This is a genomic window from Variovorax sp. BGA-UO-ETr-C22 (genome assembly GCF_059567965.1).
In genome coordinates, this window is sequence record NZ_JCAQPA010000011.1 from 137,776 (window position 1) to 160,000 (window position 22,225).

The 22,225-nt window shown below is 66.0% G+C and carries 15 protein-coding genes and 2 rRNA genes (1 of these 17 cut by a window edge); 7 read left to right on the forward strand and 10 right to left on the reverse strand.

The genetic code is table 11. The annotated features are described in order from the left end of the window. Position 1 precedes the first annotated feature (1 nt). From AC57B8_RS20475 to AC57B8_RS20485, 3 genes are read right to left on the reverse strand one after another with little or no spacing between them, the layout of a single operon-like run. Complete coding sequence (locus AC57B8_RS20475) at positions 2-796, reverse strand: ABC transporter ATP-binding protein (protein ID WP_062481286.1); 795 nt, start codon at positions 794-796, stop codon at positions 2-4. Continuing rightward, positions 781-1,626 carry an ABC transporter permease gene (locus AC57B8_RS20480; RefSeq protein WP_370681937.1) on the reverse strand — a complete coding sequence of 282 codons (846 nt, stop codon included), beginning with the start codon at positions 1,624-1,626 and terminating at the stop codon, positions 781-783. The genes AC57B8_RS20475 and AC57B8_RS20480 overlap by 16 nt, the downstream gene beginning before the upstream one ends. Positions 1,627-1,639: 13 nt before the next feature. Then, positions 1,640-2,608 carry an ABC transporter substrate-binding protein gene (locus AC57B8_RS20485; RefSeq protein WP_307696564.1) on the reverse strand — a complete coding sequence of 323 codons (969 nt, stop codon included), beginning with the start codon at positions 2,606-2,608 and terminating at the stop codon, positions 1,640-1,642. A gap of 306 nt (positions 2,609-2,914) precedes the next feature. Between AC57B8_RS20485 and recQ the strand changes: the two genes are divergently transcribed. Next, positions 2,915-4,825 (forward strand): DNA helicase RecQ, encoded by a 1,911-nt coding sequence (recQ, locus tag AC57B8_RS20490; protein ID WP_496480618.1) that lies wholly within the window; start codon positions 2,915-2,917, stop codon positions 4,823-4,825. Positions 4,826-4,835: 10 nt separating this feature from the next. Here the strand turns inward: recQ and AC57B8_RS20495 are convergent, their stop codons facing one another. Beyond that, complete coding sequence (locus AC57B8_RS20495; RefSeq protein ID WP_139703347.1) at positions 4,836-5,738, reverse strand: LysR family transcriptional regulator; 903 nt, start codon at positions 5,736-5,738, stop codon at positions 4,836-4,838. Positions 5,739-5,859: 121 nt separating this feature from the next. On the opposite strand from AC57B8_RS20495, the gene AC57B8_RS20500 reads away from it, so the two are divergent. Next, complete coding sequence (locus AC57B8_RS20500) at positions 5,860-7,092, forward strand: alpha-hydroxy acid oxidase (RefSeq protein ID WP_496480619.1); 1,233 nt, start codon at positions 5,860-5,862, stop codon at positions 7,090-7,092. 53 nt (positions 7,093-7,145) lie between these two features. Beyond that, a complete protein-coding gene (locus AC57B8_RS20505; RefSeq protein ID WP_496480620.1) occupies positions 7,146-8,114 on the forward strand; it encodes a tripartite tricarboxylate transporter substrate binding protein BugE in 969 nt (322 codons plus the stop codon). Positions 8,115-8,130: 16 nt separating this feature from the next. On the opposite strand, the gene xylB is transcribed toward AC57B8_RS20505, so the two are convergent. From xylB to AC57B8_RS20525, 4 genes are all read right to left on the reverse strand, one after another. After that, positions 8,131-9,603, reverse strand: coding sequence for a xylulokinase (gene xylB, locus AC57B8_RS20510; RefSeq protein ID WP_496480621.1), 1,473 nt, complete (start codon positions 9,601-9,603; stop codon positions 8,131-8,133). Positions 9,604-9,676: 73 nt separating this feature from the next. Then, positions 9,677-10,855, reverse strand: coding sequence for a nucleoside hydrolase (locus tag AC57B8_RS20515; RefSeq protein WP_496480622.1), 1,179 nt, complete (start codon positions 10,853-10,855; stop codon positions 9,677-9,679). A 189-nt stretch (positions 10,856-11,044) separates the two neighbouring features. After that, entirely contained in the window at positions 11,045-12,676 is a 1,632-nt protein-coding gene (locus AC57B8_RS20520; RefSeq protein WP_496480623.1) for a S41 family peptidase, read from the reverse strand. A 79-nt stretch (positions 12,677-12,755) separates the two neighbouring features. Next, positions 12,756-15,080: an ATP-binding protein gene (locus AC57B8_RS20525; protein ID WP_496480624.1), complete on the reverse strand. Its 2,325-nt coding sequence runs from the start codon at positions 15,078-15,080 to the stop codon at positions 12,756-12,758. Between the two features lie 116 nt (positions 15,081-15,196). On the opposite strand from AC57B8_RS20525, the gene AC57B8_RS20530 reads away from it, so the two are divergent. The 4 genes from AC57B8_RS20530 (at position 15,197) to AC57B8_RS20545 (ending at position 19,127) form a co-directional block, all read left to right on the forward strand. After that, positions 15,197-16,396 (forward strand): threonine ammonia-lyase, encoded by a 1,200-nt coding sequence (locus AC57B8_RS20530; protein WP_169805105.1) that lies wholly within the window; start codon positions 15,197-15,199, stop codon positions 16,394-16,396. 121 nt (positions 16,397-16,517) lie between these two features. After that, positions 16,518-16,670, forward strand: a complete 153-nt coding sequence (locus AC57B8_RS20535; RefSeq protein WP_169805104.1) for a hypothetical protein — start codon at positions 16,518-16,520, stop codon at positions 16,668-16,670. A 151-nt stretch (positions 16,671-16,821) separates the two neighbouring features. Next, entirely contained in the window at positions 16,822-18,675 is a 1,854-nt protein-coding gene (locus AC57B8_RS20540) for a phosphoenolpyruvate carboxykinase (GTP) (protein ID WP_496480625.1), read from the forward strand. Between the two features lie 113 nt (positions 18,676-18,788). Continuing rightward, positions 18,789-19,127, forward strand: a complete 339-nt coding sequence (locus AC57B8_RS20545; protein WP_496480626.1) for a hypothetical protein — start codon at positions 18,789-18,791, stop codon at positions 19,125-19,127. A gap of 353 nt (positions 19,128-19,480) precedes the next feature. On the opposite strand, the gene rrf is transcribed toward AC57B8_RS20545, so the two are convergent. Together rrf and AC57B8_RS20555 are read right to left on the reverse strand one after the other, a co-directional pair. After that, positions 19,481-19,593: ribosomal RNA gene (rrf, locus tag AC57B8_RS20550) — 5S ribosomal RNA — on the reverse strand. Between the two features lie 128 nt (positions 19,594-19,721). Beyond that, positions 19,722-22,225 (reverse strand): 23S ribosomal RNA (locus AC57B8_RS20555) (it continues 370 nt past the right edge of the window).

Sequence of the window (22,225 nt, forward strand, 5' to 3'; positions counted from 1 at the left end):
CTTAATGCTCCGCAGCGGCCATCGACTCGGCGCGGATTTCTTCGGTCAGGCGCGCCTTGATGTCCATGAACTCGGGCGAGGTCTTGATGGTGTAGCTGCGCGGGTGCGGAAAGTCGACCGCGATCTCGGTCTTGATGCGGCCCGGCCGCGCGCTGAACACCGCCACGCGGTTGGCCATGAAGATCGCCTCGTCGATGTCGTGCGTGACGAACAGCACCGTCTTCTGCGCCGACTCCCAGATGCCGAGCAAGAGCTCCTGCATCAGCACGCGCGTCTGGTTGTCGAGCGCGCCGAAGGGCTCGTCGAGCAGCAGCATCTTGGGGTCGTTGGCCAGCGCGCGCGCAATGGCGGTGCGCTGCTGCATGCCGCCCGAGAGCTGCTTGGGAAAGTGGTGCTCGAAGCCGCGCAGGCCGACCTTGGCGATGAAGAACTCGCTGCGTTCCTTCTGGTCGGCCTCGCTCATGCCGCGCTCGCGCAGGCCGAAGCGGATGTTCTGCGCCACCGTGAGCCACGGGAAGAGCGTGTAGCTCTGGAACACCACGCCGCGGTCGGCGCCGGGGCCTTCGATGCGCTCGCCGTCGAGCATCACCTGGCCGGTGGTCGGGAAGTCGAGCCCCGCCACGATGCGCAAGAGCGTCGACTTGCCGCAGCCCGAGGGGCCGAGGATGGTGACGAAGTCGTTCTCCTTCACCTCGAAGTCGATCGGCTGCAGCGCCTGCGTGCGCTGGCCCTTGGTGCCGGTGAAGACGCGCGAGACGCCTTGAATGGAGAGTTGATTCTTCACAGTGCAGCCCATGCAAACAGACGGCGATTCATCGCCTTGAAAGCGAAGTCGGACAACAGGCCGATGACGCCGATCACGATGATCCCGAAGATGATCTGCCCGGTGTTCAGCAGCGCCTGGCTGTCGGTGATCATGTGGCCGATGCCCGACGAGGAGCCGATGAGTTCCGCCACGATCACATACGTCCAGGCCCAGCCCAGCACGAGGCGCAGCGTTTCGGCGATGCCCGGCGCGGCGCCCGGAATGAGCACGCGCGCCACGATGCCGCGGCTGTTGGCGCCCAGCGTGTAGGCCGCTTCGACGAGGTCGCGCCGCGCGCCGCCCACGGTGACGGCCACCATCAGCACGATCTGGAAGAACGAGCCGATGAAGATCACCAGCAGCTTCTGCATTTCGCCCAGGCCCGCCCACAGGATGAGCAGCGGGATGAAAGCCGAGGCCGGCAGGTAGCGGCAGAACGACACGAAGGGCTCGAAGAAAGCCTCGACCGTCTTCCAGGTGCCCATGGCCACGCCCAGCGGCACCGCGATGACGGCCGCCAGCAGGAAGCCGCCGAACACGCGCCACACGGTCATGCCGATGTCGCCGATGAAGCCGTACTCGGTGAAGAGCAGCCAGCCCTCCTTGACCATCGTGATCGGGCTCGCCAGGAAGGTGGGCGACACGAAGCCGCCCAGCGTGGCGATGCCCCACACCACCACGAAGAGCACGAAGAAGCCCAGCCCCAGCATCGTGCGCGCGGATGCGCTGATGGGTTCGAGCGGCGCGAACACGCGGCGCCGCACGGGAGGCGCGGGCGGCGGCGTCACGGCGCGCGCCGGAGCGGCGGTCATCGGTTGCATCTGCGGCAAGGCCTTACTTGACATAGCTGGCGTCGAAGGTGGCGGCATAGTCTTCCGGCGCCTTGCGGATCACGCCGGCCTCCAGCAGGATGGCCGCGGCTTCCTTCATGAAGCTGGTGAGCTCGCCCGCGAAGAACTTCTGGTTGGCGGCCTTATCCTGCCAGCGCAGGTAGGCCGACGACTTGGCGAACTGCTCGCCGCTTTGCTTGACGGCCGAGCCCATGAGTTCGTTGGCCTTGGCCGGGTCGGCCTTGATCATGTCCAGCGCGTCGAAGTACGACTTGGTGAGCGCGGCGGCGGCCTTGGCGTTGGCCTTGAGCCAGGTGGGCGCGCAGCCGACGGTGTCCATCACCATCGGGTAGTCGAGCGTGGTGGCCAGGATCTTGCCGGCGGCGGGGTTGGCGCGCACGGTCGAGAGGTAGGGCTCGTAGGTCATGGCGGCGTCGTTCTGGCCGGCCACGAAAGCCTGCGCGGCGGGCTGCGGCTCGAGCGAGACCACCTTCACGTCCTTCAGGCTCATGCCGTTCTTGCTGAGCATCCAGGCCAGGCCGAAGTACGGCGCGGTGCCCGGGGCGCTCACGCCGATGCTCTTGCCCTTGAGGTCGGCAAAGCTCTTCACGTCGTTGCGCACGGCCAGGCCGTCGGCGCCGTAGGACTTGTCCATCTGGAAGATCTGCACGATCGGCACGCCGTTGGCGTTCCAGGCCACGTGCGTCTCCACCGTGGTGGCCGCGCACTGGATCGCGCCGGAGGCCAGCGCCAGGTGGCGGTCCTTCTGCGGGATCATCTTGAGTTCGACGTCCAGCCCGTTCTTCTTGAAGATGCCGGCCTTGTCGGCCAGCGACAGCGGCGCAAAGCCGGTCCAGCCGGACATGCCGAGCGAAATCTTCGTGTCCTGGGCGGCGGCCGTTCCGGCCATGCCCGCTGCACATGCACCTGCTGCCAGCAGCGAAGCGACTTTCACAACTACCGTCTTGACCATGGGGACTCCTGGTTCCATTTTTTGAGAGAGGTGACTCGGCGATACATGCCCGGGGGATATGGGCAGCACGCCTCGCATTGTTGCCAGGCGCCCCAACTTGTATATACAGGATAACCCGAAAGTCCTGTTTTGGTGCATCTCCGAGAGAAATGCCCCAGTTTGCTGTCTAGACAAGAGGGGTGCCGGGACGGGGTTCACCATTGCAAACGCCGTGCCACAGTCATATCGGAGCCGCTGGGGGACAATCGGCGTCCGCCCCGGCTCCGGCCCTTTTCTCCCCCTCCCCCGCCCTTCGCACCCCCGCCTGTGTCTTCCCTCGCTCCCCGCCCCTTCGACGCGTCCAGCGACGGCAGCAGCTCCGGCAGCGCGGCCCCCGCCGACATCCTTCACGACGTGTTCGGCTACGCGCGCTTTCGCGGGGCCCAGCAGGACATCGTGGAGCACGTGGTGGGCGGCGGCGACGCGCTGGTGCTCATGCCCACGGGCGGCGGCAAGTCGCTCTGTTATCAGATTCCGGCCATCGCGCGGCAGCGCGCGGGGCGCGGCGTGGCGGTGGTGGTGTCGCCGCTGATCGCGCTGATGCACGACCAGGTCGGCGCGCTGCACGAGGCGGGGGTGAGCGCGGCGTTCCTCAATTCCACGCTGGACTGGGAGCAGACGCAGGACGTGGAGCGCCGCATGCTGCGCGGCGAGATCACGCTGCTGTACGCGGCGCCCGAGCGGGTGAACACGCCGCGCTTCCTGTCGCAGCTCGATTCGCTGAACGAGCGCGGCAAGCTCTCGCTGTTCGCCATCGACGAGGCGCATTGCGTGAGCCAGTGGGGCCACGACTTCCGCCCCGAGTACCGCGCGCTCACCGTGCTGCACGAGCGTTACCCGGGCGTGCCGCGCATCGCGCTCACGGCCACGGCCGACGACCTCACGCGCGCCGACATCGTCGAACGGTTGCAGCTGGAGGAAGCGCGCCAGTTCGTCTCCAGCTTCGACCGCCCGAACATCCGCTACACCATCGTCGAGAAGAAAGACGCCACCACGCAGCTGCTGCGCTTCATCGAGCGCGAGCACGAGGGCGACGCGGGCGTGGTCTATTGCCAGTCGCGCAAGCGTGTGGAAGACCTCGCGACGACGCTGCAGGGCGCCGGCATCAACGCGCTGCCATACCACGCAGGCCTGGACGCGGCGGTGCGTCAGAAGCACCAGGACCGCTTCCTGCGCGAGGAAGGCATCGTGATGGTCGCGACCATCGCCTTCGGCATGGGCATCGACAAGCCCGACGTGCGCTTCGTGGGCCACGTCGACATGCCCAAGAACATCGAGGGCTACTACCAGGAAACCGGTCGCGCGGGCCGCGACGGCGCCCCCGCCGACGCCTGGATGGCCTACGGCCTGAACGACGTGGTGAACCAGCGCCGCATGATCGACGAGAGCCCGGCCGGCGAAGAGTTCAAGCAGGTGATGCGCGGCAAGCTCGACGCCCTGCTCTCGCTGGCCGAGGCCAGCGACTGCCGCCGCGTGCGCCTTCTGGGCTACTTCGGCGAGAAGAGCACGCCCTGCGGCAACTGCGACAACTGCCTGAACCCGCCGCAGGTGTGGGACGGCACCGATGCCGCGCGCAAGCTGCTGAGCACCATCTACCGCGTGCAGCAGCTCAGCGGCATCAGCTTCGGCGCGGGCCACATCATGGACATCCTGCGCGGCAAGGCGACCGAGAAGGTCAAGCAGTTCGGCCACGAGCGCATCAGCACCTTCGGCATCGGCGCGGAGTTCAGCGAGGTGGCGCTGCGCGGCGTGCTGCGCCAGCTGATCGCCACCGGCGCGCTGGCGGTGGACGCCGAAGCGTTCAACACGCTGAAGCTCACCGAGGGCTCGCGCGCGGTGCTCAAGGGCGAGACCTCGGTGTCGCTGCGCGAGTCGGTGTCGTCGCCGGCCGAGCGCAAGCCCCGGCGCGAGAAGGTGGCCAAGGGCGCACCGTCGCCGGCGGCCGCCTCGCTGGACGACGTGGGCAAGAAGCGCTTCGAGGCGCTCAAGGCCTGGCGCGCCGAGGTGGCCAAGGAACACAACCTGCCGGCCTACGTGATCTTCCACGACGCCACGCTGGCCGCCATTGCCGAGCGCGCGCCCGCGACGCTCGAAGACCTGCAGGGCATCAGCGGGATCGGCACGAAGAAGCTCGAGGCCTACGGCTCTGAAGTGCTTCGCGTGTGCGAAGCCTTCTGACCCTCTCCACCTAGAGCAGGCGGGCCGCCTTCGAGAAATCGATGGACGCGAGCACCGCGGCGCGCATGGCCGTCAGCAGATGGCGCTCGTCGTTGCTGCGCTTCTGGAAGGTGTAGGTCAGCGCGGGCAGGGCCTGGCGGGTCTTCAGGATGCGCAGGTCGCCGCGGCGCGACAGCAGGCGCGCCCAGCCTTCCGGCAGGAACCCGACACCGATCCCCTCGATCAGCAGGCCGGCGACGGCGCCCCAGCTGTTGCAGCTGAGGCGATGCGGCGCCTCGAGGTTCTCGGCCATGAGCCATTCGTCAAGCAGGCGGCTGGTGCCCGCGCCGGTCGGCAGCGTCACGATGGGATGCTGCGCGAGCAGCGGCGCGCCGAGGGTCGTGGTCTTGCCCGCCAGCGCGGGCGCGGCCACCCACACGAAATGCGCCTGGCCCACGGTGTGCGACGAGATCAGCCCGTGGTGCGGTGAGCGCCCGGCGATCACCGCGCAGTCGAGCTCGCCGTTGCGAAGGCGCTCGTCCAGCGCCGAGCCGAAGTTGACATGCGGCTCCAGGCGCAGGTCCGGCAGGTGCCGACCGACGTGCGCGACGAGCTGGGGCAGCCAGGTCAGCGCACTCAGTTCTCCGATGCCGAAGGTGCAGCGACCTCCGAGGCTGGCGGGCGCGCCGATCGACCGTTTCGTCTCGTCGGCCGCCAGCAGCAGCGCGGCGGCGCGCGGCAGGAAACGCTCACCCGCATCCGTGAGCGTGGCCCGCTGCCCGGCGCGGTCGAACAAGGACGCGCCGAGCGACACCTCCAGCTCGGCCAGTCGCTTGGACAGCGACGAGGTCGACAGGTGCAGCCGCTGCGCCGCAAGCGCAAAGCTGGCGCAGGTCGCGGCCCAGTAGAACGCCTCCAGTTGCTTCAGCGTCATGCGCCGTCCCCCTCTGTCATTTCGAAAAAAGCGAAATGGCAAATTACCATAAATTCGCTTTTTTTAAACCTTCTGCACGCCTACAGTCCGCGCGGACCGAACGACTGACTGGATGGCGGACATGACTGTTTTCTCGCGTGCCTTCGATGCCCCGCGCACCGCGCCGGCGCAAGCCCCTGCTGCTGCCGCCGCGACGCCGCGGCGTCTGGCCGGCATCCTGTCGCTGCAGGACTTCGAGCACGCGGCCAAGCGCCGGCTGCCGCGCCCGCTGTTCGGCTACATCGCCGGTGCGGCGGAAGACAACCGCTCGCTGGACGCCAACCGCGCCGCGTTCGACGCGCACGACTTCCTGCCCCGGGTGCTGGTCGACGTCTCCCGGCGCTCGCAGGAGGTCACGCTGTTCGGCCAGCGCTACGCGTCGCCCTTCGGGATCGCGCCTGTCGGCATCAGCGCGCTGTCGGCCTACCGCGGCGACCTGGTGCTCGCGCAGGCGGCGCAGGCGGCCGGCATTCCCGCGGTCATGAGCGGCACCTCGCTCATTCCGATGGAAGAAGTGGCCCAGGCCGCGCCCGGCACGTGGTTCCAGGCCTACCTGCCGGGCGATGCGGCGCGCATCGACGGCCTGGTGGCGCGCATCGCCGGCGCGGGCTTTCGCCACCTGGTCGTCACGGTCGACATTCCGGTCTGGGCGAACCGCGAAAACAACGTGCGTGCCGGCTTCACGACGCCGCTGCGGCCCAGCTTGCGGCTGGCCTGGGACGGCCTCGTGCGGCCGCGCTGGCTGCTCGGCACGCTCGCGCGGACCTTCGTGGCGCAGGGCATGCCGCATTTCGAGAACTCGTTCGCCACGCGCGGCGCGCCTCTTTTCTCCAGCACCGCGATCCGCGACACGACCGGCCGCGACCACATCCACTGGGACCACATCGCCCGCATCCGGCAGCAGTGGCGCGGACCGCTGATCCTGAAGGGCATTCTTCATCCGGCCGATGCGCGGCGCGCGCGGCAGCTCGGTGCCGACGGCCTCATCGTCTCCAACCACGGCGGCCGGCAGCTCGACGGCGCGGCCCCGGCCCTGCGCGCCCTGCCGCAGGTGCTGGACGCCGCGGGCGAACTGCCCGTGATGGTCGACGGCGGCGTGCGCCGCGGCAGCGATGTGCTGAAGGCGCTGGCGCTGGGCGCCAAGGCCGTGTTCGCCGGCCGGCCGTTCATGTATGCCGCCGCCGTGGGCGGCCACGCGGGCGTCACGCACGCGATCCGGCTGCTGCGGGACGAGGTCGACCGGAACATGGCGATGCTCGGCGTCAACGACCCGGGTGAGCTCGATGCGAGCTGCCTGATTCCGCGGAGCCCCTGACCCGCCCCCCACTCATCCCACCCATTCCATCAATCCAAGAGGAGGAAGACACCTTGCCGAAAAACCCCACCCTGTTCGCCCTCGCCTGCCTGCTGGCAGCGGCCGTGCCCGTCCATGCGCAGGGCTACCCCGACAAGCCCGTCAAGCTGCAGGTGCCGTTCGCGCCGGGCGGCACGACGGACATCATTGCGCGCGTCATCTCCGAGCCCCTGGGCAGGCACCTGGGGCAGAGCGTCATCGTCGAGAACAAGTCGGGCGCGGGCGGCGCGATCGGGGCCGCCGAGACCGCGCGCGCCACGCCCGACGGCTACGCGCTGGGCATCGGTACGGTGTCCACGACGGCGGCGAATCCGGCCATCAACCCCAAGGTGCCGTACAACCCGAAGGCCGACTTCACGCCGATCATCAACCTGGCGGCCACGCCCAATGTCATTGCGGTCCACCCCAGCTTTCCGGCACGGGACTACAAGGGCTTCATCGAGGTGCTGAAGAAGAATCCCGGCAAGTACGCCTACGCCACCGCAGGCACGGGCAGCATCGGGCACCTGCAGATGGAGCTGTACAAGGGCATGGCCAGCGCGTCCGTCACGCACATCCCGTACCGGGGGTCGGGCCCGGCGCTCAACGACACCGTCGCGGGCCAGGTCGCGATGATCTTCGACAACCTGCCGTCGGCGCTGCCCTTCATCAAGGACCGCCGGTTGATCCCGATCGTCGTGGCGGCGTCCGAGCGCCTGAAGGACCTGCCCGACGTGCCGACCTTCAAGGAGGTCGGCCTCGCGCCGGTGAACCGCATGGCGTACTACGGCATCGTGGGCCCCAAGGGCCTGCCCAAGGACGTGGTGGACAAGGTGCACGCGGCGGCGCGCAAGTCGCTCGAAGATCCTGCCGTGCGCAAGCGCATCCAGGACACCGGCTCCTTCGTCGTCGGCAACACGCCGCAGGAATTCACGCAGCAGATCGCCGCCGAGTTCGACGTGTACAAGAAGGTGGTGGACACCGCCGGGCTCACGCCGGACTGAGCCGACGAGCGCCTCGTCAGGCCACCGATGCCCACACGGGCGCCATCGCGCGGTAGAGCGTGCGGAAGGCCTCCAGCCGGGGCTGGTAGGCCGCATGCAAGGCGGCGTCGGGCGCCAGCACCTGGCGCACGGCAGGCGCGACGACCACACCCGCCGGGTCTTCGCCCGTGACCGCCAGCCGCGCGAGCCGCGCCGCACCGAAGGCCGGGCCGCGGTCGGCGGATTCGTACAGCACCAGCGGCACGTCGAGCACCGAGGCGATCAGCTGCGCCAGGAAGGCGGAGCGCGCGCCGCCGCCGATCAGCGCCAGGCGCTCGGGCCGCGCCGTCTGCGCGCTCAGCGCTTCCAGCCCGTCGGCGAGCGAGAAGGCGATGCCTTCGCAGACCGCCTGCATCAGGTCGGCGCGCGTGGTGGCGCCCGAGAGCCCGACGATCGCGCCGCGCGCGAACGGGTTGTTGTGCGGCGTGCGCTCGCCGAACAGATAAGGCAGCGCGAGCAGGCGCGAGGGCCCGGCGTACGCGGCCTCGACCTCGGCCAGCAGCGCGCCGACCGAGGCACCGCCGGTGCACGACGCCAGCGCCGCGAGCGGGCTCGCGCCGTTGAGCAGCGCCGCCATGCGGTACCAGCGCTGCGGCAGCGCATGGCAGAAGGCGTGCACCAGCCGCTCGGGATCGGGACGGTGCGCGGTGTCGGCCACCAGGATCTGCGCCGAGGTGCCGAGCGACACGAAGCCGTCGCCCGGCCCGACCACGCCGATGCCGACGCCGCCCGCCGCGGCATCGCCCGCGCCGCCCGCAATCGGCACGCCGCGCGGCAAGCCCCAGCGCGCAGCCAATGCATCGCGCACGGTGGCGCAGGGTTCGCACGACTCGACCACGCGCGGCAGCCAGGCGGGATCGACCCCGCAGGCGGCGAGCGCCTGCGGCGACCAGCGGCGCTGCGCCTGGTCGAACAGCCAGGTGCCGGCCGCGTCGGTGACGTCGGTCACCTTCTCGCCCGACAGCTGCAGGCGCACGTAGTCCTTGGTCAGCAGCAGCGAGCGGGCACGCGCCACGGCCTCGGGCTCGTGGGTGCGCAGCCAGCGCAGCTTGGGGCCGGTGAAGCCCGCCATCGGCTGCACGCCGACCGCGCGGCGCAGGGCCAGGTCGGTCTGCATGAGTTCGGCGGCCTCGGCAGCGGCGCGGCCGTCGTTCCACAAGATCGCGGGGCGCACGGGGCGGTCGGCCGCATCGAGCAGCACCAGCGAGTGCATCTGGCCCGACAGGCCGATGCCTTGCACGCCGGCCATCGCTGTCGGGTGCGTGCGCGCCAGTTCGTCGAGGCCGTCGGCCACGGCAGCCCACCACTGGTCGGGGTCGTGCTCGCACCACAGCGGCTGCGGGTACTGCGAAGTAAGCGGCCGATCGACCGTGGCTACGACATGCAGCAGCTGCAGGTCGGTCAGGACGATCTTGACCGCGGAGGTTCCGATATCGATGCCGATCAGCATGCGTGTGTTCCCTGTTCGAGGGCTGGAGTATCGGCGCTCCGGCCCCGCGCGCAGGCTGTGGGCGACAGTTGATTTACGAGCCGCTCGCCGGCAGCGTGATCGGCACCGGTCGCGTGTGCAGGTCGATGTAGAGCTCGAAGAAGCGCGCGTTGTCGAACTTCTTCACCACCGTCATCTTCTGCAGCGGCACGCCCGCGGGCGGCGTGGTGTAGCCGATGGAACGGCCGTTGTCGGCGGCGCCGGGCTTGGCGACCACGTCGACATAGCGCTCGACGGTCTGCGTGGCGTAGCGCGGATCGATGAGGTAGGCCAGCACCAGCGTGTCCCAGATGTTCTGCGTGTAGTTCGGGTTGTTCTCGAAGCCGTTGGTGCCGCTGAAGCCGTAGCCGTTGAGCTTGCGGAACACCTCGGTCACGGCCGTCGGCTTGGCCGGGTGCGCGATGCGGTCGTAGACGGGCTTGGTGAGGAACACGGTGTCGGTCACGTCCAGCGGCACCACCACCTGCGGGATCGGCAGGCGCACCACGAACTGCGCGGCCTCGGGGTCGAACCACCAGTTGAACTCGGCGAAATGGGTGGTGTTGCCGGCCACGTCGACGGCGCCGCCCATGTAGATGATCTTCTTGATCAGCGGCACGATCTCGGGGCTCTTCTTCACGGCCAGCGCGATGTTGGTGAGCGGGCCGATGGCCAGAATGGTGATTTCGTTCGGGTTGGCCTTGACGGTGTCGATGATGAAGTCGACCGCGCTCTTGCGCTGCACCACGGTGCGCGTGGCGAAGCCGTCGGGCGAGGGCTTGAGGTCGGCGTCGGTCTTGGGCTCGGGGCCGCTCCAGGCGCCCAGGTAGCCGTCGCCGCCCGCGCCGGCCTTCATCTCGGCCTCGATGGTGGCGTAGTCGTGGTTGATGGCGTAGTTCTCGCCCACGTAGACGCCGATGCGCTGGCCCACGCCCAGGCGCTCGACCGACATCAGCGCGTCGGCCACGCCCTGCTTGAGCCACTGGTTGCCCGAGACGACGCTGATGCCCATCACCTGCACCTTGCCCTCGGCCTGCAGCTGCGCGGCCATGACGCCGAGCTGGCCGTCGTCGCTCATGGTGTTGTAGTCGCTGTCGATGATGACTTTCTGCGCCACCGGCGGCGCGGCGAACCCGGGCGCCAGGCCGATGCCGTCATTGCCGCCCCCGCCGCCGCATGCCGTGAGCACGGCCACGACGACGAGCCAGAAGGTCGTCACTGTCCATTTGCGCATCTGCTTCTCCTAAGTGTTTGGTTTCAAGCCCGGTTCCCAGAGGAGCGCCAGGAGTGAAAACGTTTGCGCAAACCTTTGCGCAAACGTTTGCCAAACTCTAAGTGGCAGGCCGCAGGCGTGGCAATGGGGTGCGGCTAGGGGTTTTCCGCGAGGCTGGCGCCGGCCTCGCGCGCGGGGTCAGGCCGTCTATCAGCCCGGGTTGGGCACAAGGTCGATCAGCCGGTTCTCGCGCAGCGGCGAGCGGGGGCGCAGGAAGGGCTCGTCTTCTTCCACCGGCGCGGCGGCCTTCTCCAGGCCCGGGGCGTCCGCGGCCTTGGCGGATGCCGTGGCCGCGGTGCACGAACCGGTGTCACGCAGCCGCAGCGCCGCGGCCAGCCGACCTTCGGCGGCGTCGCCCAGGAGGTGGTCGAAGTCGTCGGCCACGGCGCAGCTGGCATTGGGTGCAAAGCCGTCGCCGTAGTCGCCGAAGCCGGCCTGGTTGACGCCCTTGAAGTTGACCGCGAAGTAGGTGGTGCCGCAGTTGTCCTGCGGGACGAACCCGTAGGGCTTGCCACAGGTGGTGGCGCCCACGAGGTTGACCGTGACGCCCACGCCGCGCAGGCTGTTGATGACCGACTCGCTGGCCGAGCAGGTGCTGCGGCCCGTCAGCAGCGTGACGCGCGACAGGCCCAGCGTGGGCAGGGGTTGGCCGGCCCGGGTGGTCGTGAAGAAGGGCGTGAGGTTGTCCGCGAGCGTGGTGCGGTACGGGTTCTTGTCGTTGAAGGTCAGCAACTCGAAGGTCTTGCCGTTCGTCGGGCCCGGCCCGGCCACCATGTAGGCCAGCTGACTCGCGATGCGCAGCTGGCCGCCGCCGTTGTAGCGCATGTCGATCACGAGGTCCTGGACGCCGCCGTCCTGCTTGAGCGTGTTCATGGCCGTGACGAGCTGCCCCTCGGCGGTCGAGATGTGGTCGTTGAACAGCAGGTAGCCCACGCGGTTGCCGGCCGGCCCGATGGTGCGGGTATACAGCACCGGCGTGCTCGTGATGCGCTGGGCCGTGAGCTCGATCGGACTGCCGCGCGTGCCGCTCACCTCGAAGGTGAAGGTGTGCTTCTCGCCGAGGACCTGCGGCGAGATCGCGCGGTTGATGATGTCGACATTGGCCTGCCCGGTGCTGGCCACCACGTCGACGCCGTCGACCGCGACCAGCTTGGCCCCGCGCGCCAGGCCGGCCGCCGCCGCCGGCGAACCCGGCTCGACGAAGGCGAGGCGGATGTTGCGCGGCGGCGAGCTGCGCACCGCCGCCGTGTCCATGCCGTAGCCGACCGACACGCCGCCCTCGGACTCCAGGCGGTACGCCTCGGTGTCGAGGTAGAAATGGAAGCGGTCCTTGAGCTGGCCCGAGGGCGTGGTGGCCTGCGTCTTGAGCACGCTGAACCAGGTCAACGGCGTGGCGTAGTCGGACGCCTTGAGGGTCGTGGGCACCTCGTTGTACCAAAGGTAGGTTTCGTCGATCCAGCCGCGCACCCAGCTCTTCTCGTTGTCGACGGTGCCGGCGGTGTCGGGATAGGCGCGGCCCGTCGCGGGGTTGGTGCCCCGGCGCGGCGCGACGCACTGGCCGGCGACGGTCGAGGACGCGACGATGCCGCCCTCGCCCCCGTTGCCTCCGCCTCCCGGCGCGGGCGTCGGCAGCACGCCGATCGGGAAGCCACCGCCGCCACCTCCTCCCCCGCCGCCTCCGCCACACCCCGCCAGCAGGCCGGCCAGGGCGAGCGCCACCGCGCCGGTGGTGGCGGCCAGGGCCCGCGAGCGCCGCGACGCGTGTGCATTGCGAAAGGCCATCGGGGTCCTCCTGGCGTCCGCGGTGGCGGACAGTGCTGATCGGTTTTTGTTCGGGGCGCGGGGGCGGGACGCGCGCCCGCTACTGGATGAAGCCCATGCCGCGCGATTCGCGCACCTCGGGCTTGATGCGGTGCTCGGCTTCGAGCTGTTCGAGAAACTCCGCCGCCGAGAACTCGGCCGCGAGGATGTCGGTCTGCCGCTTCACGGCCGCGAAGTCGCCCGGGCACAGCTGCGACAGCAGCGCCAGGCGCGCGCGCACCTCGCCCGTGAGCAGGGCCGCGTCGCCCGCGAGTGCCTCGGTGACGAACATGCGCTCACGCTGGGCCGCGGTGAGCGGCATGAACTTGATCTTGAAGGTGAAGCGCCGCAGCGCCGCCTGGTCGAGCCGGTCGAGCAGGTTGGTGGTGCACACGAACACGCCGCGAAAGCGCTCCATGCCCTGCAGCATCTCGTTGACCTCGGTGACCTCGTAGGTGCGCTGCGCGCCGCGCCGGTCCTGCAGGAACGAATCGGCCTCGTCCAGCAGCAGCACGGCCTTCTCGGACTCGGCCTCCTTGAACATGGCGGCCATGTTCTGCTCGGTCTCGCCGACGTACTTGCTCATGAGGTCGCTGGCCTGCTTGACGATGAGCGGGCGCCCCACGGCCTTGGCGATGTGCTCGGCCAGCGCGGTCTTGCCGGTGCCGGGCGCGCCGTAGAAGCACAGCGTGCCGTGGCCGCGCGCCTTCAGCGCCTCGACGATGCGCGGGATCTCGAAGCGGGTCTCGACGTGGAGCATGTCCAGGTCGTAGGCGGTGACGCTGCGGCGCTCGGCCGGGCTCTTGTCGAGCGTACCCAGCGCGAGGTCGGCGTTGCGCAGCTGGCGCTCGATGAGGGCCTCGACCGAAGCCTCGTCGGTCTTCGCCAGGCCGGCGAAGCGCACGGCGGTGCGGATCTGCGCGGGCGTGAGGCCCTTGCGCTCGGCCAGCTTGGCGGTGAAGGCCTCGGACACGACCACGCCTTCGAGCGTCTTCTTGACGAGCTGCTCGCGCGCGCCGGGCGGCGGCGACTTGAGTTCCAGGTGATAAGCGAAGCGGCGGCGGAAGGCCGGGTCGATCTGCTCGATGCGGTTGGTGACCCACAGCGTGGGCACGGGGTTGGCCTCGAGGATCTGGTTGACCCAGGCCTTGCCGCTCACGCTGCCGCTGGCGGGCGCGGGGATCTGCTCGGCGCGCGCCATGAACTGCGCGGCCTCGGTGCTGATGGGCGGGAACACGTCCTCGACCTCGTCGAACAGCAGCGCGGCCTGCGCGCTGCCCTTGAGGAACACCTGCGCGATCTGCAGCGAGCGGTAGCGGTCGCGGCCGCTGAGCGAGTTGCCGTCGCGGTCGGCGTACTCGACCTCGAAGAGCTCCAGGCCCGCGGCCTGCGCAACCACCTTGGCCAGCTCGGTCTTGCCGGTGCCGGGCGGGCCGTAGAGCAGCACGTTGACGCCGGGCTCCTTGCGCGCGACGGCCGCGCGCAGCAGCGTGACGAGCATCTGCGCGTCTTCCTGCACGAAGGAGAAGTCGTGCGGCGTGAGCGCGCTCTTGGCCGAGGGCCGCGTGAACACGGCCATCAGCTCGTTGTGGTCGCGGTACTCGCGCATCAGCACAGGCGGCAGCTTCTCGCTGACCTTCATGAGGTCGGCAAGGTCGGTGATGTTGTGCTCGGAGATGAGGTTCTCGACGAGGCCGATGCGCTCCAGCCGCGAGCCCGCGCGCAGCGCCTCGCCCACCTCGCTCGCATTGACGCCCGCGATGTCGGCGATGGCGGCATAGGCCTCGGGCGCGTTGTTGACCTTGAACTCGACCAGCAGCGAGCGCAGGTCGCGCTGGTAGCGCGCGAGCGTGCCGTACAGGAGCAGTGCGCGCTCGGCCTTGTTGAGCTGCAGCAGGCCGGCGAGCGCGTCGATGTTCTTCTCGACCAGCGTCGACTGCTTGCGCAGCGCGTGCGTGAGCCAGTCGCGCGTGACGGCCAGCACCGAGAGCAGGTCTTTCGGCTGGTCTTTCGCGTACTCGTCGAGGTAGAAGAACAGCGTGCCTTCTTCATAGGGGCCACGCCACACGCCGTGGCGTTCGAGCAGCGTGCGGCCGTCGAAATCTTCGACGCCTTTCCACGCCTCGTTGCCCGCACAGCGGCGGCCCAGGAACTCGCGCAATCGCTGCAGCACCGCGGCGGGCCACACGAGGTGGCGCCCGGTGAGCGAGAGCAATCCGTTGATATCGCGCCGCACATTGAAGCGCGGCCCCTGCTTGGCGGCGAGCGTGAGCACGAAGTGCGAGCACATGAGCTCGAGCACCGGTGCTTCCTTGAGGCCGGGCGAAGGCAAGGCCTGCCCGCGCACCGCAGCAGCCACCACATCGACACCCGCACGCTTGACCATCAGGCAACCTCCTGCGAGGAAATACTTGGAGCGACCATAACGCAGACTTTTGGCTTCGGGAAGACGCCGAAAGAGTAAAAACCCTGATCCGCTGGATTCCAGCCACAATGCGCGCCATGGTCGGAATCGAAGCTATCCGTCGCGCCGCGGCGCGCCTGCAGGGCCAGGTGCTCAACACGCCCTGCGTGGAGTCGCGCACGCTCTCTGAAATCGTGGGCGCGCAGGTGTTCCTGAAGTTCGAAAACCTGCAGTTCACGTCGTCCTTCAAGGAGCGTGGCGCGTGCAACAAACTGGTCGATCTTTCTGAAGGCGGCACGCGCGGCGTGATCGCCATGTCGGCCGGCAACCATGCGCAGGGTGTGGCTTATCACGCGCAGCGGCTGGGCCTGCGCGCACTCATCGTGATGCCGCGCTTCACGCCCGGCGTGAAGATCGAGCGCACGCGCGGCTTCGGCGCCGAGGTGGTGCTGCACGGCGACACGCTCGACGCGGCGCGCGCCCATGCGCTGGCGCTGGCCGAGCGCGAAGGCCTGACCTTCGTGCACCCCTACGACGACGAAGCCATCATTGCCGGCCAGGGCACGATCGCGCTCGAGATGCTCGACGCAGTGCCCGATCTCGACACGCTGGTGGTGGCGGTCGGCGGCGGCGGGCTCATCGCCGGCATGGCCGTGGCGGCGCGCGAGATCAAGCCCGGCATCGAGATCGTCGGCGTGCAGACGCAGCGTTTTCCGGCAATGGTGAATGCCGTCAAGGGCACGCACCACGCGCAGGGCACGAGCACGATCGCCGAGGGCATCGCGGTCGGCACGCCGGGCGTGCTGACGCGGGAGATCATCGCCGCCAAGGTCGACGACCTGCTGCTGGTGGACGAAGGCGACATCGAGCAGGGCGTGCTGATGCTGCTCGAGATCGAAAAGACCCTGGTCGAAGGCGCGGGCGCGGCCGGCTTGGCGGCGCTGATCCGGCACCCGGAACGCTTTCGCGGCAAGCGCGTGGGCCTGGTGCTGTCAGGCGGCAACATCGATCCGCTGCTGCTCGCAGCCATCATCGAACGCGGCATGGTGCGGGCCGGACGGCTCGCCCGGGTGCGCGTCAGCGCGCGCGATGTGCCGGGCTCGCTGGCCCAGATTACGGCCACCGTGGCCGAAGCGGGCGCTAACGTCGACGAGGTGCACCACCAGCGCGCCTTCACCATGCTGGCGGCGCAGAATGTCGACGTCGAGCTGGTGCTGCAGACGCGCGGCCGGGCCCACTTGGCGAGCGTGTTGAGTGCCCTGAAAGACGCCGGTTTCGAAGCGGTGGAGCAGCACTGAGGGCTCCTCGCAACCCCCTAGACCCGCTGACGGCGCCTCGCCGGTAAAATGGCGGGAGTTTTGTCATTTGCGGTTGACTGCATTTGATGCGTTGTCATTTGCGTATTCGAGGTATTTCCCGATGTCCCATCCCACCCCCGCCGAGCACGGCCACGCTGCCGCCGCCGAACATGACGCCGTCGAATCGGTCGTTCACCTGATGCCGCTCGTGCTCCCGCTGGCTGGCGGCGTGCTGATGCTGCTGCTGGCGTCGATCGCCGTTTTTCTCGCCTGAGCTGACAGGCTTTCGCGCTTTTGTCCGCGGGCTGTGCGGCCCGCGTTGACGCAATCTCCCGAAGCGAAACGTTTTCTCAAACGGACCTCCGTGCCTGGTCAGGCGCGGCGCCCCGTTCGGAAAGACGATTTTTCAACTTAGGAGATTTCCGATGAACGCACCCACGATGAAGGGCCTTCCCATTCAGGCGCCCTCATACGTCAAGAACGCCAAGCTGATCGCCTGGGTGGCCGAAATGGCCGCGCTGTGCAAACCCGAGGCCATCCACTGGTGCGACGGCAGCAAGGAAGAATACGACCGCCTCTGCCAGCAGCTGGTCGACGCCGGTACCTTCAAGAAACTGAACCCCGCCAAGCGCCCGGGCTCGTTCCTCGCGATGTCCGATCCGAGCGACGTGGCACGCGTCGAAGACCGCACCTTCATCTGCTCCGCACAGAAGGAAAACGCCGGCCCCACCAACAACTGGATGGCCCCGGCCGAGATGCGCGCGACGCTGCAGCCCCTGTTCGACGGCTGCATGAAGGGCCGCACCATGTACGTGGTGCCGTTCAGCATGGGCCCGCTGGGCTCGCCCATTGCGCACATCGGCATCGAGCTGTCCGACAGCCCCTACGTGGCCGTCAACATGCGCATCATGACCCGCATGGGCAAGGCCGTGTACGAGGTGCTGGGCACCGACGGCGAGTTCGTGCCCTGCGTCCACACCGTGGGCGCACCGCTCGAGGCCGGCCAGAAGGACGTGACCTGGCCCTGCAACAAGACCAAGTACATCGTTCACTACCCCGAGACGCGCGAGATCTGGAGCTACGGCTCGGGCTACGGCGGCAACGCGCTGCTGGGCAAGAAGTGCTTCGCGCTGCGCATCGCCTCGAACATGGGCCGCGACGAAGGCTGGCTGGCCGAGCACATGCTGATCCTCGGCGTAACCAGCCCCGAGGGCAAGAAGCACCACGTGGCCGCCGCCTTCCCGAGCGCCTGCGGCAAGACCAACTTCGCGATGCTGATCCCGCCGGCGGGCTTCGACGGCTGGAAGGTCACGACCATCGGTGACGACATCGCCTGGATCAAGCCGCAAGCCGACGGCACGCTGCGCGCCATCAACCCCGAAGCCGGCTACTTCGGCGTGGCTCCGGGCACCAACGACCTGACCAACCCGAACTGCATGGCCAGCCTGCACCGTGACGTGATCTTCACGAACGTGGCGCTGACCGACGACGGCGACGTCTGGTGGGAAGGCATGGGCGACGCACCCGCGCATTGCATCGACTGGCAAGGCAAGGAGTGGACGCCGCAGATCGCCAAGGAAACCGGCGCCAAGGCCGCCCACCCGAACGCGCGCTTCACCGTCGCCGCCACCAACAACCCCGCGCTCGACGAAGCCTGGGACGATCCGAAGGGCGTGAAGATCGACGCCTTCATCTTCGGCGGCCGCCGTTCGACGACCGTGCCGCTGGTCACCGAAGCCCGCAACTGGGTCGAAGGCGTCTACATGGCCGCCACGATGGGCTCGGAAACCACCGCTGCGGCCGCCGGCCAGCAGGGCGTGGTGCGCCGCGATCCGTTCGCCATGCTGCCGTTCATGGGCTACAACATGAGCGACTACTTCCAGCACTGGCTCGACCTGGGCAAGAAGCTGCAAGCCTCGGGCGCCCAACTGCCGAAGATCTACACGACCAACTGGTTCCGCAAGGGCGCGGACGGCAAGTTCGTCTGGCCAGGCTACGGCGAGAACATGCGCGTGCTGAAGTGGATGATCGACCGCGTGGAAGGCAAGGCGACGGAAGGTGTCGAGCACATCACCGGCGTGAGCCCGCGCTACGAAGACCTGAACTGGACCGGCCTGGATTTCAGCGCCGAGCAGTTCGCGACGGTCACGAGCATCGACAAGGCGGCCTGGCAGGCTGAGCTGAAGCTGCACACGGAACTGTTCCAGCAGCTGGCACACCATCTGCCGAAGGAACTGCCGGAGACGAAGGCTGCGATTGAGCAGCGGCTGGCGGCTTAAGTAAGCTCTTCTCGCGGGCTCATGGAGCCTGCGAAGTGCGGGTTTTGAAGGCCCAATAGAAAGCCCGATGAGTTCATCTCATCGGGCTTTTTTTTGTTTTGGGCGCAGGTCAATTGTCGCCGCAGCAGGTGATTCTAGGGCATGGCGGCGTTTTCGCCGATGTCGAGCGCGCGTTGCAGACGGCGCGCAAGCGTTTAGCTGGCTTAGAGCGAGACCCGGTGAAGCACGCGCGTCACGCGATGAAGGTGCTGATGAAGTTCAAGCTTCTGGAGCTGCATGCGGTGTCGCACGCTGAGTGGGGTGCGTGGCTGGCCGGAACGCCCTATTTCGAGCGGATCGGGGCTCGTTTCTTTGCTGACGAGTCGCTGGAGGATCTGACGGGAGACTTGTTGGCAGAGCTGGTTGCAGTTGGCGCAGCGCAATCCGATGCCTTGGGAGTCCGCAACGCCTGATTGGTGGTTGTCTGCTGCAATAAAAAAGCGCTGCTTCTTTCGAGTCAGCGCTTTTTATGCGTTTGGTCTTTGCATTGCGCAAAGCAAAAAACCCCAGTCATTGCTGACTGGGGTTTTCNTCTTTGCCGATGCGTCGTTGGTCGATCTGACGGGAGACCTGTTGGCAGAGCTGGTTGCGGTCGGCGCAGCGCAATCCGATGCCTTGGGAGTCCGCAACGCCTGATTGGTGGTTGTCTGCTGCAATAAAAAAGCGCTGCTTCTTTCGAGTCAGCGCTTTTTATGCGTTTGGTCTTTGCATTGCGCAAAGCAAAAAACCCCAGTCATTGCTGACTGGGGTTTTCTGGGCTGTAAGAGCCTGACGATGACCTACTTTCACACGGGAACCCGCACTATCATCGGCGCTGAGTCGTTTCACTGTCCTGTTCGGGATGGGAAGGAGTGGTACCAACTCGCTATGGTCATCAGGCATAAAGGGTTGTCTGACTGATCACACGATCAATCAAACGAATTCATAGAGTTTGGAATCAGCTTTTGGCGAATTATTTTGAATGCGTCAACTTGGCATAACACCTTGATCAGATTGATCAAAGTTATAGGGTCAAGCCGCACGAGCAATTAGTATCAGTTAGCTTAACGCATTACTGCGCTTCCACACCTGACCTATCAACGTCCTGGTCTTGAACGACTCTTTAGGGGGCTCAAGGCCCCGGCAGATCTCATCTTGAAACGAGTTTCCCGCTTAGATGCTTTCAGCGGTTATCTCTTCCACACTTAGCTACTCGGCAATGCCACTGGCGTGACAACCGATACACCAGAGGTGTGTCCACTCCGGTCCTCTCGTACTAGGAGCAGGCTTCCTCAAATCTGCAGCGCCCACGGAAGATAGGGACCAAACTGTCTCACGACGTTTTAAACCCAGCTCACGTACCTCTTTAAATGGCGAACAGCCATACCCTTGGGACCGGCTACAGCCCCAGGATGAGATGAGCCGACATCGAGGTGCCAAACACCGCCGTCGATATGAACTCTTGGGCGGTATCAGCCTGTTATCCCCAGAGTACCTTTTATCCGTTGAGCGATGGCCCTTCCATACAGAACCACCGGATCACTATGTCCTGCTTTCGCATCTGCTCGACTTGTCAGTCTCGCAGTTAAGCACGCTTATGCCATTGCACTATCGTCACGATGTCCGACCGTAACTAGCGTACCTTCGAACTCCTCCGTTACGCTTTGGGAGGAGACCGCCCCAGTCAAACTGCCTACCATGCACTGTCCCCGATCCAGATAATGGACCTAGGTTAGAACCTCAAACACACCAGGGTGGTATTTCAACGTTGGCTCCACAAGATCTAGCGACCCTGCTTCAAAGCCTCCCACCTATCCTACACAGATCTGTTCAAAGTCCAATACAAAGCTACAGTAAAGGTTCATGGGGTCTTTCCGTCTTTCCGCGGGGAGATTGCATCATCACAAACATTTCAACTTCGCTGAGTCTCAGGAGGAGACAGTGTGGCCATCGTTACGCCATTCGTGCAGGTCGGAACTTACCCGACAAGGAATTTCGCTACCTTAGGACCGTTATAGTTACGGCCGCCGTTTACTGGGACTTCAATCAAGAGCTTGCACCCCATCATTTAATCTTCCAGCACCGGGCAGGCGTCACACCCTATACGTCCACTTTCGTGTTTGCAGAGTGCTGTGTTTTTAATAAACAGTCGCAGCCACCGATTTTTTGCAACCCATTCATGCTTCGTTGTTCACTACACACTAATAGGGCACACCTTCTTCCGAAGTTACGGTGTCAATTTGCCGAGTTCCTTCTCCTGAGTTCTCTCAAGCGCCTTAGAATACTCATCTCGCGCACCAGTGTCGGTTTGCGGTACGGTCGTTGTTAGCTGAAGCTTAGTGGCTTTTCCTGGAACCTCGTTCAGTCACTTCACGGACAAGTCCGCTCGATCGTTGGCCTCGGTATATGTGCACCGGATTTGCCTAATGCACGCCTACATCCAACTAAACCAGAATAATCCAATAACTGGATGACCTATTAAGATCCGTCCCCACATCGCACTAACAATCGGTACAGGAATATTGACCTGTTTCCCATCAGCTACGCATCTCTGCCTCGCCTTAGGGGCCGACTCACTCTACGCCGATGAACGTTGCGTAGAAAACCTTGCGCTTACGGCGAGGGGGCTTTTCACCCCCTTTAACGCTACTCATGTCAGCATTCGCACTTCTGATACCTCCAGCACGCTTTACAACGCACCTTCACAGGCTTACAGAACGCTCTCCTACCACTTGCAATAAATTGCAAATCCGCAGCTTCGGTAACTGGCTTAGCCCCGTTACATCTTCCGCGCAGGACGACTCGATCAGTGAGCTATTACGCTTTCTTTAAATGATGGCTGCTTCTAAGCCAACATCCTGACTGTTTTAGCCTTCCCACTTCGTTTCCCACTTAGCCAATTTTAGGGACCTTAGCTGGCGGTCTGGGTTGTTTCCCTCTTGAGTCCGGACGTTAGCACCCGGTGCTCTGTCTCCCAAGCTGTACTCATCGGTATTCGGAGTTTGCCTTGGTTTGGTAAGTCGCCATGACCCCCTAGCCAAAACAGTGCTCTACCCCCGATGGTAATACTTGAGGCACTACCTAAATAGTTTTCGGAGAGAACCAGCTATTTCCAAGTTTGTTTAGCCTTTCACCCCTATCCACAGCTCATCCGCTAGTTTTGCAACACTAGTCGGTTCGGACCTCCAGTACCTGTTACGGCACCTTCATCCTGGCCATGGATAGATCACTTGGTTTCGGGTCTACACCCAGCGACTGATCGCCCTATTCGGACTCGATTTCTCTACGGCTTCCCTATTCGGTTAACCTTGCCACTGAATGTAAGTCGCTGACCCATTATACAAAAGGTACGCAGTCACCCTTGCGGGCTCCTACTTTTTGTAAGCACGCGGTTTCAGGATCTATTTCACTCCCCTCCCGGGGTTCTTTTCGCCTTTCCCTCACGGTACTAGTTCACTATCGGTCAATGATGAGTATTTAGCCTTGGAGGATGGTCCCCCCATATTCAGACAGGATTTCTCGTGTCCCGCCC

Bases quoted from the DNA above. Each gene is read 5' to 3' on its own strand.
- AC57B8_RS20475 (WP_062481286.1), bottom strand. From the start codon at position 796: ATGGGCTGCACTGTGAAGAATCAACTCTCCATTCAAGGCGTCTCGCGC.
- AC57B8_RS20480 (WP_370681937.1), bottom strand. From the start codon at position 1,626: ATGCAACCGATGACCGCCGCTCCGGCGCGCGCCGTGACGCCGCCGCCC.
- AC57B8_RS20485 (WP_307696564.1), bottom strand. From the start codon at position 2,608: ATGGTCAAGACGGTAGTTGTGAAAGTCGCTTCGCTGCTGGCAGCAGGT.
- AC57B8_RS20495 (WP_139703347.1), bottom strand. From the start codon at position 5,738: ATGACGCTGAAGCAACTGGAGGCGTTCTACTGGGCCGCGACCTGCGCC.
- AC57B8_RS20500 (WP_496480619.1), top strand. From the start codon at position 5,860: ATGACTGTTTTCTCGCGTGCCTTCGATGCCCCGCGCACCGCGCCGGCG.
- xylB (WP_496480621.1), bottom strand. From the start codon at position 9,603: ATGCTGATCGGCATCGATATCGGAACCTCCGCGGTCAAGATCGTCCTG.
- AC57B8_RS20515 (WP_496480622.1), bottom strand. From the start codon at position 10,855: ATGCGCAAATGGACAGTGACGACCTTCTGGCTCGTCGTCGTGGCCGTG.
- AC57B8_RS20520 (WP_496480623.1), bottom strand. From the start codon at position 12,676: ATGGCCTTTCGCAATGCACACGCGTCGCGGCGCTCGCGGGCCCTGGCC.
- AC57B8_RS20525 (WP_496480624.1), bottom strand. From the start codon at position 15,080: ATGGTCAAGCGTGCGGGTGTCGATGTGGTGGCTGCTGCGGTGCGCGGG.
- AC57B8_RS20530 (WP_169805105.1), top strand. From the start codon at position 15,197: ATGGTCGGAATCGAAGCTATCCGTCGCGCCGCGGCGCGCCTGCAGGGC.
- AC57B8_RS20535 (WP_169805104.1), top strand. From the start codon at position 16,518: ATGTCCCATCCCACCCCCGCCGAGCACGGCCACGCTGCCGCCGCCGAA.
- AC57B8_RS20540 (WP_496480625.1), top strand. From the start codon at position 16,822: ATGAACGCACCCACGATGAAGGGCCTTCCCATTCAGGCGCCCTCATAC.